At 60.5% G+C, this 14,946-nt stretch carries 10 protein-coding genes; 5 read left to right on the plus strand and 5 right to left on the minus strand.

Annotation, left to right across the window (positions count from 1 at the left end; genetic code table 11):
* Positions 1-47: 47 nt before the first annotated feature.
* Together J1N02_RS07915 and J1N02_RS07920 are read right to left on the minus strand one after the other, a co-directional pair.
* The gene (locus tag J1N02_RS07915; RefSeq protein WP_027605429.1) at positions 48-596 is read right to left on the minus strand and encodes a hypothetical protein; all 549 of its coding nucleotides are present in this window, start codon (positions 594-596) and stop codon (positions 48-50) included.
* Positions 597-687: 91 nt separating this feature from the next.
* Positions 688-1,455, minus strand: a complete 768-nt coding sequence (locus J1N02_RS07920) for a sulfite exporter TauE/SafE family protein (RefSeq protein ID WP_421147262.1) — start codon at positions 1,453-1,455, stop codon at positions 688-690.
* Between the two features lie 99 nt (positions 1,456-1,554).
* On the opposite strand from J1N02_RS07920, the gene J1N02_RS07925 reads away from it, so the two are divergent.
* The 5 genes from J1N02_RS07925 to leuA all read left to right on the plus strand — a co-directional run bounded on the left by J1N02_RS07925 (position 1,555) and on the right by leuA (position 11,233).
* On the plus strand, positions 1,555-2,445 hold the full coding sequence (locus tag J1N02_RS07925) for a LysR family transcriptional regulator (protein WP_027605427.1): 891 nt from the start codon (positions 1,555-1,557) through the stop codon (positions 2,443-2,445).
* Positions 2,446-2,455: 10 nt separating this feature from the next.
* The gene (xseA, locus tag J1N02_RS07930; RefSeq protein ID WP_027605426.1) at positions 2,456-3,835 is read left to right on the plus strand and encodes an exodeoxyribonuclease VII large subunit; all 1,380 of its coding nucleotides are present in this window, start codon (positions 2,456-2,458) and stop codon (positions 3,833-3,835) included.
* 3 nt (positions 3,836-3,838) lie between these two features.
* Entirely contained in the window at positions 3,839-4,660 is an 822-nt protein-coding gene (locus J1N02_RS07935) for a M23 family metallopeptidase (protein WP_027605425.1), read from the plus strand.
* A 231-nt stretch (positions 4,661-4,891) separates the two neighbouring features.
* Positions 4,892-9,145, plus strand: a complete 4,254-nt coding sequence (locus J1N02_RS07940) for a dermonecrotic toxin domain-containing protein (RefSeq protein ID WP_421147263.1) — start codon at positions 4,892-4,894, stop codon at positions 9,143-9,145.
* Positions 9,146-9,553: 408 nt separating this feature from the next.
* Complete coding sequence (gene leuA, locus J1N02_RS07945) at positions 9,554-11,233, plus strand: 2-isopropylmalate synthase (protein ID WP_421147264.1); 1,680 nt, start codon at positions 9,554-9,556, stop codon at positions 11,231-11,233.
* 106 nt (positions 11,234-11,339) lie between these two features.
* On the opposite strand, the gene J1N02_RS07950 is transcribed toward leuA, so the two are convergent.
* The 3 genes from J1N02_RS07950 to der form a co-directional block, all read right to left on the minus strand.
* On the minus strand, positions 11,340-12,131 hold the full coding sequence (locus tag J1N02_RS07950; protein WP_027605651.1) for an amidohydrolase: 792 nt from the start codon (positions 12,129-12,131) through the stop codon (positions 11,340-11,342).
* Positions 12,119-13,267 (minus strand): pyridoxal phosphate-dependent aminotransferase, encoded by a 1,149-nt coding sequence (locus J1N02_RS07955; protein ID WP_027605423.1) that lies wholly within the window; start codon positions 13,265-13,267, stop codon positions 12,119-12,121. Before J1N02_RS07955 ends, J1N02_RS07950 begins: the two co-directional genes overlap by 13 nt.
* Before the next feature lie 135 nt (positions 13,268-13,402).
* Positions 13,403-14,872, minus strand: a complete 1,470-nt coding sequence (gene der / locus J1N02_RS07960; RefSeq protein ID WP_027605422.1) for a ribosome biogenesis GTPase Der — start codon at positions 14,870-14,872, stop codon at positions 13,403-13,405.
* Positions 14,873-14,946 lie beyond the last annotated feature (74 nt).

Genomic DNA, 14,946 nt, shown 5'->3' on the forward strand with positions numbered 1-14,946 from the left:
GGTCTCAATGTAAAACTCTGACATATTTGGGAATAGTGATAGAAGGACTACAGCTCGACTTTGACCCAGCTGATCTTTTGGTCCAGCCAATCGGCGAATTCGTCGATAAAGCTCTGCTTGAACCCCGCCTCCGCCCAGTTGTTGAAGATGAATCCCAGGTTGGAAAACCCACACTCCTGCAAGAACAGGAAACCGTTGATGTCATCTTCATGCCCACACAGCGGGCAGGTGAAGTTGTCGGTGTGGCCGGGCATCCAGTCTTCCAGGCTTTCGAACAGCGCCTCGCCGACTTCCTTGAGGCATTCCGGGCAGCCGGCTTCTTCGAGAAAGCCCTTGGCCGGGGTATAGATGCAGCGCTTGTAGATGATCTCCAGGCCATTGACCGGCTCGTTGAACGGCAGCGCCTCGGGGTGCAGCACCACGGCGCGGGCGCCGTCGGCCAGGGCATAGGCCATGCGGTTGCCGGTGCGGCCACAGGTGGTCAGTTCTTCCTTGATGATGTTCTTGCGCACCAGCCAACGCACGATCGCCCGGGCGCGGGGTTCGTGGACAGGCAAGGTGGAGATTTTCGGGACAAGGATGCTTTGGGAGTTCATGGGAGACCTGCGGCGTGGCTTCTGACCTCATCGCGGACAAGCCCGCGATGAGGCCCGGGAGGACGGCAGCTTAATCCCTGAAGAAATCAGGTCAAGTGCTCAAGTACCGCCCAATCAACGCAATGCCACTGGCCAGCACCAACCACGTCACCAGCCGGACGAAAGCCTCATGGGACATGCGCATGGTCAGCCTGCGCCCACACCACAGCCCCAGGGCCATCGCCGGCAGCAGGCACAGCGCCAACATCAGCAGCGGCCAGTCAGCATACACCCCGGCGATCAGGAACAGGCTCAGGCGCACCACCGTGCTGCAGCTGATCAACGCGCTTTGGGTGGCGCGCGCCGCGTCCTTGGGCAAGCGGCTGTTGAGGTAGATTGCATATAAAAAGCCACCACTGCCGAACAACGCACCGAACAACCCGCCTACGGTGCCCATGGGGATCGACCAGCCAGCGGCCAGCTGCGTTGGCCGGGTTTTCACCGCCAGGCTGTAGATCGCATAGGCGCTGATAAACACCCCCATCAGCAGCAGCAACAGGTCCGAATGCAGGTTGAGCAGAAACACCACGCCCAGGGTGCAACCGATGGCCATGCACGGCAGCAGGCGCAGCAACTCAGCCTTGTTCACGTCACGCCGCGTTTGCAGCAGGCCGCCGAAGGCCGCGACGAAATCCAGCAGCACCAACAGCGGGATGATCTTCGACAGCGGCATAAACACGAGCAGGATCGGCCCCGCCACCAGCGCCGTGCCAAAACCGGCGATGCCGAACACGATATAGGCCACCACCACACCCAGGCCGATCACCAGCCAATCCATACCACCAAACGACCACTGACTCATCAGCTCAACCGGGCTCATGGGTAATTCCTTATTGAAGATGACCATCACTTTAGCCATCGGTGAGGGATGCGACTAATATCTTCAAAGCCCTCTACCCATCTCGAAAAGGCATGACGCGTGATCTCCACCCGCCAACTGCGTTACTTCGTCGAAATCGCCGACAGCGGCAGCTTCAGTGCCGCCGCCGAACGTTTGTTCGTGGCGCAATCGGCCCTGAGCCGGCAGATCAAGGAGCTGGAAAACCAACTGCAAACCCCGCTGTTCGAACGCACCGCGCGCCAGCCGCGGCTGACTGCCGCCGGTGAAGCCTTCTATCCACGGGCGCGCAACCTGCTGAGCGAATTGCTCAAGGCCAGCCAGATGGCGACCCAAGTGGGCAACGGCGAATTGGGCACGCTGCGCCTTAGCCATTCGAGCACCGTGCCGATGAGCGGGCCTTTACTGCAAGGCATCGGCACCTGGCTGGAGCGCTGCCCTGGGGTGTCGATGGATATCGGCAAACTGTCCTCCGAAGCGCAGTTGGAAGAAATCGCCGACGGTCGCCTGGAAGTCGGGGTGCTGCGCTTACCCGTGCTGCGCCAGCGCGAAGGTGTGCGGGTCATGCCTTTATACAGCGAACCCCTGCTGCTGGCCGTGCCTGTGAGTCATGCGCTGGCACGCAGCCAGGCGCCCATCGAACTGGAGCAACTGAAAGACCAGGCGTTTATCTCGATCCCCCATCCCCAGCGTGGCGGCCTGAGTTATCTGTCGGCCGAACTGTGCATGCGTGCGGGATTTTTCCCCAAGGCCGCCCGAGTGATGTCACGCAAGACCACCCAGTTGCAGTTGATCCAGGCCGGTTTCGGTATAGCCTTGCTGCCAAAGTCCATGCAGGACATCGCCCCCGCCAACGTGTACTTTTTGCCCCTGGCCGACCCGGACTGCCTGAGCACCGTCGCCCTGGCCTGCCAGCAGTCACCGAGCGCGTTGGTGGAGCAGTTCTGTCAAACCCTGCACGAATGCCTATAAACTGCCGCCCATGATTAAAGATCCCTTTGCCCGCTTGGGCCTGGACCGCGAAGTCCTGACTGTCAGCCAGCTCAACGGCCGCGCGCGGGTGTTGCTGGAAGACGTATTCACCAATATCTGGGTCGAAGGCGAGATCTCCAACCTCGCCCGCCCGGCCTCCGGCCATGTGTACTTCACCCTCAAGGACAGTGGCGCCCAGGTGCGTTGTGCGCTGTTTCGCAATAACGCCGCGCGGGTCCGCCAGGCGTTGAAGGATGGCCTGGCGGTGAAGGTGCGCGGCAAGGTCTCGCTGTTCGAGGGCCGTGGCGACTACCAGTTGATCCTCGATACCGTCGAACCCGCCGGGGATGGCGCGCTGCGCCTGGCCTTCGATGCCCTGAAGGAAAAACTCAGCGCCGAGGGCCTGTTCAGTGCCGAACGCAAGGTGCCGCTGCCCGCGCACCCGCGCCGCATCGGCATTATCAGTTCGCCCACCGGTGCGGTGATCCGCGACATTATCAGCGTGTTCCGCCGTCGCGCGCCCCAGGTGCAATTGACGTTGATCCCCACCGCCGTACAAGGCCGCGAAGCGATCCCGCAGATTGTGCGCGCGCTGAAGCTGGCGGATGCCCGTGGCTTTGACGCGCTGATCCTGGCCCGTGGCGGCGGCTCGCTGGAAGACCTCTGGTGCTTCAACGAAGAGGCCGTGGCCCGCGCGGTGGACGCGTGCGTGACGCCGATCGTCAGTGCGGTCGGCCATGAGACCGATGTGTCCATCAGCGATTTCGTTGCCGACGTACGCGCGCCCACACCTTCGGCGGCCGCTGAGTTGCTGGCCCCCGACGCCAGTAACCTGGTGCGCCAGGTCGAAAGCCTGCACCGCCGCCTGGTGATGCTGATGCGCAATCGCCTGACCCACGACCGCCTGCGCCTGGAAGGCATGGCCCGGCGCCTGCGGCACCCCGGCGAACGTCTGCGCCAGCAGGCCCAGCGCCTGGACGACCTGGATATGCGCCTGCGCCGCGCCTTCGAGCGCAACCTCAATACCCGTCGCGAACGCCTGATCCGCCTGGAAACCCGCCTCGCCGGCCAGCATCCGGGGCGCCAGTTGGCCCTGCTGCGCCAGCGCCTGGACAGCCTTGCCGAGCGCCTGCCCCGCGCCATGCGCGAAGGCCTCAAGGCGCGTCGCCTGCAACTGCAAAGCCAGGTGCAGACGTTGCAGGTGGTCAGCCCGCTGGCAACCTTGGGCCGTGGCTACAGCATTTTGCTCGACGAGCGTGGCCAGGCCATCCGCAACGCCGCACAGACCCACACCGGCCAGCGCCTCACCGCGCGCCTCGGTGAAGGCCAATTGCAGGTGCGGGTGGAAGATAACCACCTGACCCCCGTCACCCTTTCGTTATTGGATTGATTGATGCCACGTTTCTTTAGTGTGTTGTTGCTGCTATGCCTCGCCGTTAACGCTCATGCCGACAGCTATATCAGCCGTACCTTGAACAAGCCGGTGCCCGGCGGTGTTGCGGTGGTTGAACTCGGCCCTTCGGCTGCCGCGCCGAAAGCCACGTACCAGGGCAAACCCGTGCTGGTGGTGAAGGAGCAGGACAACTGGCTGGCGATTGTCGGCATCCCGCTGACGGTCAAGCCGGGCAACGAGCGCATCAGCAGCGGCGGGCGCAGCCTGCCGTTTATCGTCGGCTACAAGAAATACCCGGAACAGCGCATCACCCTGAAGAACAAAAGCCAGGTCAACCCCGACCCGGCGCAGCTCAAGCGCATCGAGGGCGAGTTGGCCGTGCAGCTCAAGGCCTACCGCAGTTTCAGCCCGAACCTGCCGAGCAACCTGGTGCTGGACAAACCGGTGAACGGGCCGCTGTCGAGCAAGTTTGGCGTGCGCCGCTTCTTCAACGGTGAAGAGCGCAATCCTCATTCGGGCCTGGACTTTGCCGTGCCGGCCGGTACACCGATCAAGACGCCGGCGAACGGTAAGGTGATTCTGACCGGCAACTACTTCTTCAATGGCAATACCGTGTTTGTCGACCACGGCCAGGGCTTTATCAGCATGTTCTGCCATATGTCGAAGATCGATGTAAAAGTCGGCGATCAACTGGTGCGCGGTACGGTGGTGGGCAAGGTCGGCTCGACGGGCCGTGCGACCGGGCCGCATATGCATTGGAATATCAGCCTCAATGACGCACGGGTCGATCCTGCGATATTTATCGGCGCCTTCCAGCCCTGATACACGACAGCGCATTCAGCCCGGTCTGGACGTTCAAAACCCACGGGTAGACCGGTCACTGACGACCGCCCTCTTTCAACGACCATGGCGCCGAACTCGACACAGTGCGTCGCCATTCCCACCTATTCTTGAAGGAACCTTCATCGCTTGACTTGCCACCCACACACCGAATCCCAGGGAGGACAATTCGCTCACAAGGACACATAAAGCAAGTCTTGTGGAGTTTCCTTAATGCATATCTATGACCTCAGGCCCGCGCCCCCCCAAATCGATATTCCACCTGCTCGTCCCGCATCATCTACGCCAGCAGCCCAGAACGACAGCCCAGGCCCACAACCCGCCCCCGCCAGGTCTCGTTCGTCCGTACGGGGACTCGCCAGCCTCTCCGCCCCTTACTCGTCGGGCATAAATCCCGCCACTGCCATCCGCAGCCCTCTCTCGAATCACTTCAAGATCGGCGATCTGCAGTTACTGAATGAACAGTACTCCGGCCTCATGGACGAGATGGCCTCACAGCAACGCCAGCGTCCTGATTTCAAAAGCTTTTTGCAGACACGGCTGGCACAGGCGTTTCCTCAACTGAATCCCCTCGACCCGGACAAGGTTTCGTTCAATAGCTATACGTCAAACAACGGCGTAGAACAGTTGAAATCCTCCGAGCCGATAATGACTGCCTTGAGCCGCGCGATTCGGGAAATCTATGCCAACCCGAGCAAACAGCTATTCGAGACACCGGGGGTCAGGACCGAATTCGTGACCCAGCCAGCGCCCGATCAGGCCGCCAATGTCCTCCAGCCCACCGGCTCGCTGCACACCATCGCCAGGAGCATTGCCACCGAGTACGCTCAGACGCTTCGGGAATACTGGACCACGCCCCAGCTTTCAGCGAACTCGCCCTCGCCACAGGACCAACTGCTATGGGTCCACAAACAGCAACTGTCGACCTTGGCAGCCATCCGCAAGATGGACGGCACGCTGAGCCCGGCCAGTAAAGAGTTGATCGACAACGCGCTGCGCTACCCGTCTCTAGAGGAACGGGAAAGTAAACTGCCTGACGGATCAAGACCCGGTGTGTACCCCATCACCATTGATGACGGCACAGTACAGGGTGCAGCCTTCGCCGGTGCGTTCATGATCACCAGCAAGGATGGCTCTTCAGCGTCCACCCCGACCTGGCCTGCCACCGGTCGGGAGATTAAGCTCAACGACCAGAATGGCCCCGTGGTGCTCTATACCCCCAGCGAAGGTTTCGAGGAGTTCGCAACCCCGGCACTGTTACGCGAAGCACTGGCGCAACGGCTCGACAGCGGCGGGCCGGCCGCCGAGCTGTTGAGGCAAAGCCTGCCGCTTTCGCTGCAAAACCGCGCGTCGCCGCCTACGGGGGATGACTTGATGCTAGGCGTGGCGCCCCTGGCCGGGGATGTGCAGGCAGAGGGGATAAATTTGCTGCTCCAGCGCCAGGGCGCGGAAGTCGATGCGTTGATGGCCAGGACATTCACCCCGCAGCGGCCATCAAGCCCCGCACCAACGCTGGGGCCCACGCTCATGACGGCCCTGGATGATGCCGCTGACTGGTCGGCACAAGTCGACGGCAGCAACGCCATGCTTGCGCGTAACGAGAAATTGGCCGAGAAAGGCCAGCCGGGCTGGTTGAAAAACCTCAGCCCTGCTCAAGAATTGCTCTACAGCCACGTGGAAGGGAAAGCGACAAAGAGCGCTGAACAACTCGCATCCCTGCTGGAAAACATTCCGTCCTTATCCAGCTTTGCCACGTCGCAAATGAATGAAGCGCTGAAACAGGCTTACCCCCAGGCCAATGTGGACGCCGATCAACTGATGGTTAAAGTAGTCACCAAGACGCGTTTCCACCTCGGTCGCTCCGGCATTCCACACCCCCCCTCCACGACCACCACCTACCTGCCACTGTCCGACCTGGCCCTGAAAAACCCAAGCCACTGGGAAATGGGCGAAAGCCACAAGCACACCGAGACCACCATGACCCTGGCGCTGCAAGACACCAAGGGCTCACCGGTTCTAGATGATCAGAAGCGGCCGATCACCCTCGATACACAACAACTCAAGCGCCTGGTCAACACTGCGGATGTGGGTGGCGAATACACCAAGCTGCTGGAGACGCGCATGGCACCGGATGCCGAATCGGGGCCGGCGGCTGATTTACACAAGACGTGGAAGGCCAGCAATGCCGACTTGATGGAGAAAGAAGCGTTCCTGGCACAACTCAACCCCAGTGGGTTCCAAGCCGATGCCAGCACCGACAAGACCTTGAAGCGGGGCGTACAGTGGATCAACGCGGTCCTGGATCATCCGGACCCGGCCCAGCGTGCGGAGGTGGATGGACAAACGATTGTTGCCAACACCCTGCTCCAGTTGGGCCAACCGGTTCGCGGCGTGATGGTCATCGGCAATCAAACGGACGCTTCTGTAGTGCTCTACAGCCCCGGAGCCCCCGACGGACTGGCGTTCAGGGAACTGCCCAACCTGGACGCATTGACGACGTTGCTGGAAAAGAAAGAATGGCAAGCCTATACCCAGAGCAGAAAATCGCCAACGGAAAAGGACGATTTTCAGAAATCCGTGGACGCTGCGCGCCGAGTCGTCACCAGTGGGGGCACCGATCTTCTTGCAGCCGCCGAGATTCTGGACAATGCAAGAAAACGTCTCCCCGGTTCCATAACCCTAAAGCCGATGGAAACAGACATCCACGATGAATTGTTCACTCAACAGACCCGCCTGCTAATCGATAAAGCCGACTTCCAGTCAACCAGCAGTGCAGAAGTGAACGCCGAATCGACGCGTAACAAGATCATGTTTGGCGTGGAGGTGGGCAGCCTGTTTCTGGACCTCATACCGGTCATCGGCCGGGGCATTTCTACCGGGGTGAAGGTGGGCAGTCGGCTCGGCCGAGCGGCACTGAAAGCCATCCAGAGCAATGCCCGGCACTTGCCCGGTGGGCTGCTCACACGCGGCGGCCGGGTCAACCTTTTCGCCGACTTCACCGCGCTTGCATCAGGCCTGCCCAATGTGCCGAGCACGCCTTTGCGTCCGGTGTTTCGCGCGGCGGGAACGCCCGTCCCCGTCGCTCCCGTCGCAAGGTCGCTGCTCACCCAGGGAACGCCACCACCCGGCGCGCCTGTCCCGCCTGCCGTCCCTTCGACCAGCGCGGGCATCAGGGCGTCCCAGGCAACCCCCTCTCCCAGCGTGCCCGTCCCGCCCGCCATCCCTTCGACCAGCGCGGGCATCAGGGCGTCCCAGGCAATCCCCAGCCCCGTCGTGCATTCCGTTACGCCACCGCGAGACCTGAGCGCCTACTCCGTCCCTGAAGACACGCTTAGAGGCGTCCGACCAAACGCCAATGGCATTTATCAAGTGGGAGAAAACTGGTACATCCGCTATACCGACAGTACAGGGATCAACAAGCCGTATCAGATCGACTCTGCGTTCAAAGCAAGGTACGGACAGGTGAGCATTGTTGACCCAAACGCAGCGCCGGATGCGCCGAGGACCATCAGGAACGTGGCACATATGCAATCCACGGGGAATGGAGAATGGAGGCAGAGTGAGTTGTCGGGCGGCAGGCGTGGTGCGCAAAGAAGGCAAAGCCCTACTCCCCCAGTCGAATACCTGGACTACCTGTTTGCCGGTGGTGCCGACTTCACGGCCCAGCAGGGCACCCGGGGCACCGCTCGTCGCTGGTTCAGAAATGACATGAATGCGTTTTACGAACGCCAGGCTGCTGGTGCATTACCCCCTCGCCCGAATGTCCAGGCTAACGCAGCGGGCACCTCACCAAGTGACTTGATGCGGTCACAGCTCGAGAGATTCAACGGCGTGGTTTTAGGCGAACAACACAATCAGGTTGCCACCGATCTTCTGCTGATAAACAACATGCCCATGTACAGGGAGCTTGGAGTGACAACTCTGTTGCTCGAAGGCGCACCCGGCATACAGCTGACCCCCTACTCCATGGCCGATGTAAACATGATACCTGCGCGCCCACGTAACTCGGAATACTTGGGCAATACCCCTTCTCGAGCGGCATTGCTGGCAGCGGCAGAAAAAAATGGCATCAAGATAGTAGGACTGGAACATGAACACCTGACACAGCATGTCACCCGCAGTTCTGAAGCCGACAGCCTCAATCTGCGTCACACCAATGATCGCCAGAAAGAGCTTAATTACTATGCCGCCAAGCTCATCAATAGAATTCCACCGGAAGAAAAATGGATTGCTGTTGTAGGAAGGTCACACATGAATACCAGCAGGGGCGTTCCGGGCATTGCGGAACTGACCGGCACACCCGGGGTAGGCGTCTATGACAGCGCCAGAGGAGCCCCCAGCGTGGTTCACCCCTCGAACGGCTCACGACCGGACCCAAACAAACGTCTTAGCCCGGACGAACTAGTCGGTGACTATCAAATCCATCTAAATGTGGACCAGTACCGCAAGCCTCTTCCTGACCAATAACGGGTGTGGAACACACCTGGCATCAACAATCCGGCGGTTGTTTTTTCAGCCGCCGGACTTGCTTGGGGAAACCGTCTTTGCAAAAAGCAAGATTGCCCCAACCCAAAACCTTACGCAAAAAAATAAATACAAAGAGATAAAAACAGCTATAAAATCTCGAATCCAGCTAAAAAAGTGGAACTTATCTCAATTCGTCCGCACCTACTTGTCATCTTTCAACCCTGCGGTTAGGGTTGGGCCTATGAAAACCTCTCACACCCTCATCCAGCTTCGCCAGCACCGCAGCCTGTGCCTCGTCAGCGCACGACTGCCAGGCTGAATCGATCTGCCTCGTCTTTACGTTTTATCCCTAAAAACAGTTCTACGGCAGGCCGCCTTTTCTCGGCCCCTACAACAAAGGATTTCCCGATGAGCATGCTCAAAGACCCGTCTTCGAAGTACCGCGCGTTTCCGACCATCGATATCCCGGACCGCACCTGGCCTTCCAAAACCATCACCACCGCGCCGATCTGGTGCAGTTCCGACCTGCGTGATGGCAACCAGTCGCTGATCGAGCCGATGGACGCGGTGAAAAAGCTGCGCTTCTGGAAGACCCTGGTCGCGGTCGGCGTGAAGGAAATCGAGGCGTCGTTCCCTGCCGCATCGCAAACCGACTTCGACTTCGTGCGTACCCTGATCGGAGACAACCACATCCCCGAGGACACCACCATCCAGGTGCTGACCCAGGGCCGTGAAGACTTGATCGCACGCACCTTCGAATCCCTGCGCGGCGCCAAAAAGGCCATTGTGCACCTGTACAACGCCACGTCGCCGTCGTTCCGCCGCATCGTGTTCAACCAGGACAAGGACGGCATCAAGGCCATCGCGGTCAACGCGGCCAAGCTGTTCGTCAAGTACGCCGCCCAGCAACCGGAAACCCAGTGGACCTTCGAGTACTCGCCGGAGACTTTCAGCGCTACCGAACTGGAGTTCGCCAAGGAAGTCTGTGACGCGGTGATCGAGGTCTGGAACCCGACGCCTGAGCACAAGATGATCCTCAACCTGCCGGCCACCGTCGAGTGCGCCACGCCGAACATCTATGCCGACCAGATCGAGTGGTTCGGTCGCCATATCAATCGTCGTGACAGCGTGATCATCAGCCTGCACACCCACAACGACCGCGGCACCGGCGTAGCCGCCACCGAGCTGGGCCTGATGGCCGGCGCGGACCGTGTCGAGGGTTGCCTGTTCGGTAACGGCGAGCGTACCGGTAACGTCGACCTCGTCACCGTGGCGTTGAACATGTACACCCAAGGCCTCGACCCGCAGCTGGACTTCTCCGACATCGACGGCGTGCGTAAAGTCGTCGAGGAGTGCAACCAGATCCAGGTACACCCACGTCATCCGTACGTCGGCGATCTGGTGCATACCGCCTTCTCCGGTTCTCACCAGGACGCGATCCGCAAGGGCTTCTCCCAGCAGAAAGAGGATGCGCTGTGGGAAGTGCCGTATTTGCCGATCGACCCGGCCGACATCGGTCGCAGCTACGAGGCGGTGATCCGCGTGAACAGCCAGTCGGGCAAAGGCGGCATCGCCTACCTGCTGGAGCAGGAATACGACATCAGCCTGCCGCGCCGCATGCAGATCGAGTTCAGCCAGGTGGTCCAGGCCGAAACCGACCGTGTGGGCCTGGAGATGACCGCACCGCAGATCTACGCCTTGCTGCAGCGTGAATACCTGCAAGCCAACACCCCGTATGCGCTGGTCAGCCATCGCCTGCAGGAAGAGAACGGCAACAGCTTTGTCGAAGTGGAAGTCTCGGGCAAGGGCCAGGGCGAAACCAACCTGCACTGGAAAGGCAAAGGCAACGGCGCACTGGAAGCGCTGGTGGCCGGCCTGCCAATTGGGGTGGAGATCATGGACTACAACGAACATGCCATCGGCGCAGGCACCAACGCCAAGGCCGCGGCCTATATCGAACTGCGTGTGAACGGTGAACGCCCGGTGCATGGCGTGGGTATTGATGAAAACATCACCACAGCGAGCTTCAAGGCACTGTTCAGTGCACTGAACCGCTCGTTGAGCCAGCAGGAAGCGAAAGCGGCGTAACCTTCGCCGTCATACAGAAGGCCCCTGGGTGAGAATCCCAGGGGCCTTTTTTATTGAGTTTCAGATTTGGGTTGCCTGTCAGGGGCTTGCCCCCGATAGCGGTCTGTCAGACAAACTGAAAGCTATCGGCATCCAGGTTCGCCGGAAACCTGGTGCGGTACGCCGCCAGTTCAGCCGCGCCCAGGCACACCTGGAAAACGCCATCGGCCTCCCCCGCACTCAGCAGGCTCTCACCCTGGAAATCCAGCACCTGGCTATCACCGGTGTAGGCAAAGCCCTTGCCGTCGGTGCCCACTCGATTCACCGCCGCTACGTAGCACAGGTTCTCGATAGCCCGCGCCGGCAACAAGCGGTTCCAATGCTGGCGCCGCGCCCCCGGCCAATTGGCGGTGTAGAGCAGCAAGTCAGTGTCCTGGGCATCCCGACTCCACACCGGGAAACGCAGGTCGTAGCAAATCAGCGGCCGAACACGCCAGCCTTTCAATTCGAACTGCACCTGGCGCTCGCCGGGGGTGTAGTGATTGTGTTCACCGGCCATACGAAACAGATGACGCTTGTCGTAGTGCAACACCTCGCCATCCGGCCGCGCCCACAACAGGCGGTTGCGGTGGCTGCCATCAGCGGCCTGGATGATCACGCTGCCGGTGATCACAGCGTTGTACTTCGCAGCCTGGGCCTGGAGCCACTGATGGGTCGGGCCGTTTTCCGGCTCGGCGAGGGTTTGCGACGCCATGGAGAAACCGGTGGTGAACATTTCCGGCAGCACGATCAGGTCGGCGCCGCGGGCCTGCTCCAGCAGCCCCTCGAAATGCTCGAGGTTGGCCTGGCGGTCGTGCCAGGCCAGGGTGGTCTGGACCAGGGCGATATTCAAGTCAGGCAATGCCGTCAAATCACGCATAGTTTTTCAGCCGCTTGTCGCAGCGTCTCCTCGCGTTTGGCAAAACACAGGCGCACCAGGCGCTGGCCTTGCGGTGGGCTCTGGTAGAACACCGAGACCGGGATGGTCGCCACGCCATGCTCGCGGGTCATCCACAGGGACATGGCGACGTCATCCAGGTCCGGACGTATTTGTGAGTAATCGACCAACTGGAAGTAGGTGCCGGCCACCCGGGTAAAGCTGAAGCGCGACGGTGCCAGCAGGTCGCAGAACAGGTCGCGCTTGGCCTGGTAGAACCCCGGCAGTTCATCGACGTGCTCCGGGTGTTCAGCCATGAAATCGGCCAACGCGAACTGCAACGGGGTCACACCACAGAAATTGACGTATTGATGCACTTTGCGCAGTTCGGCCGTCAGGGCCGGTGGCGCGACCACGTAGCCGGTTTTCCAGCCGGTGACGTGGTAGGTTTTGCCGAAGGAGCTGACCACGAACGCCCGCGGGTACAGCTCTTCATGGGCCAGGACGCTGACGTGGGGCACGCCGTCGAATACCAGGTGTTCGTAGACCTCGTCACTGACCAGGTAGATATCGCGGTCGCGGATCAGTTCGGCCAACTGGTCCAGCTCAGCGCGGCTGATCAGCGCGCCGGTTGGGTTGTGCGGGGTATTGAGGATGATCATGCGCGTACGTGGCGACAGCGCGGCCTTGATCTTCTCGAAGTCCAATGCAAAGCCTTGCAGGCTCAGTTGCACATGCACGCAGCGGCCACCGGCCAGTTCGACCGAGGGCTCATAGCTGTCGTAGCAGGGGTCGAACACAATGACCTCATCGCCAGTGCGAATCACCGCCTGGATCGCGCAGAAGATCGCGGCGGTGGCGCCGGGGGTGATGGTCACTTCACTGTCGGCATTCACCGTGGCGCCATAGCTGCGGGCGATCTTGGCCGCCACTTGCTGGCGCAAGGCCGGCAAGCCGGTCATCGGTGAATATTGGTTGTGCCCGCTGGCAACATGTTTGCCCACGGCATCGAGCAAAGCCTGAGGCCCATTGAAGTCGGGAAACCCCTGGGACAGGTTGAGCGCGCCGGTTTCGGCAGCGAGTTGCGACATGGTGGTGAAAATGGTCGTGCCGACATTTGGCAGCTTGCTGGTGATCATGGGAGCCCCCTTCGGGTGAGCTGCAAGTTTTAAGCTGCAAGCTGCAAGCAGGTCAAGCGACAAACCGCCAGGCACAAAAAAGGGCTCCAAAGGAGCCCTCTCTTGCAGCCTGTAACTTACAACGTGAAGCGGCTGCTATTTCTTGTCGCGACGCTTCTTGTCGGCCTTCTTGTGGTGAGTCATCAAACGACGCTTCTTGTTCACCTGACGGTCAGTCAATGTGTTCTTGTTGCCTTCGTATGGGTTCTCGCCCCCCTTGAACTCGATACGGATCGGCGTACCGACCAGTTTCAAGACGCGGCGGTAGGTGTTTTCCAGGTAACGCACGTAGGACTTGGGTACCTTCTCGATCTGGTTACCGTGGATCACGATAATCGGCGGGTTGGCACCACCCAAGTGGGCGTAACGCAGCTTGATCCGGCGGTTGTTGACCATCGGCGGCGCGTGCTCGCCAACGGCGTCTTCGAGGATCTGGGTCAGACGGTTGGTCGGCCAGCGGGTAACGGCGGACTTGAACGAGTTCTGTACGGAAGCGTAGAGATTACCCACACCCGTGCCGTGCAGGGCCGAGATAAAGTGGATATCGGCGAACTCGACGAAGAACAGGCGGCGCTGCAGCTCGATCTTGACGAAATCGCGCTCGCTCGGCGTCATGCCGTCCCACTTGTTGATCGCAATAACCAGCGCCCGACCGGCTTCGAGGGCAAAGCCCAGCAGGTTGAGGTCGTGGTCCACCACGCCTTCGCGGGCGTCCATCACGAAGATCACCACGTTGGCGTCTTTGATCGCCTGCAGGGTTTTCACCACGGAGAACTTTTCAACTTCCTCGTGGATCTTGCCGCGTTTGCGCACACCGGCGGTGTCGATCAGCGTGTACTTCTCGTCGTTACGCTCGAACGGGATGTAGATGCTGTCGCGGGTGGTGCCGGGCTGGTCGTAGACAATTACCCGGTCTTCACCGAGCATACGGTTGACCAGGGTCGACTTGCCCACGTTCGGGCGGCCGATGATCGCGATCTTGATACCGTCTTTTTCGCTTGGGCCGGGAATGCGCTTGGCTTCCTCGCCTTCGGCAACGACCTCTTCTTCGCCTTCTTCTTCCTCGGCGTCATCCTTGGGGAAGTCGCGCAGGGCGATTTCCAGCATCTGGGTGATGCCGCGACCGTGGGCACCGGCGACCGGGATCGCGTCGCCAAGACCCATCGGGCTGAATTCGGCACGGGCCGCCTCAGGATCGATGTTGTCGATCTTGTTGGCGACCAGATAGGAACGCTTGTTGCGCTTGCGCAGGTGCTCGCCAATCATCTGGTCGGCAGCGGTGTAGCCCGCGCGGGCGTCCACCAGGAACAACACGACATCGGCTTCTTCAATGGCCAGCAGGGACTGCTCGGCCATCTTTTCGTCCATGCCATGCTCATCACCGGAGATCCCACCGGTGTCGACAATAATGTAGGAGCGCCCTTGCCACTTTGCCTCACCGTATTGGCGATCACGGGTCAGACCGGACAAGTCGCCGACGATGGCGTCACGAGTCCTGGTCAGGCGGTTGAACAAGGTGGACTTGCCGACGTTAGGTCGGCCCACCAGGGCGATTACGGGAACCATGCGGCTCTCCACTTCGTTATTTCAGAAAATACAAAAGCCGCTGCAAGGCAGCGGCTGGTGCTCGGGGCAGCATA

The organism is Pseudomonas sp. NFX5 (assembly GCF_049132125.1).
GTDB lineage: Bacteria > Pseudomonadota > Gammaproteobacteria > Pseudomonadales > Pseudomonadaceae > Aquipseudomonas > Aquipseudomonas marginalis.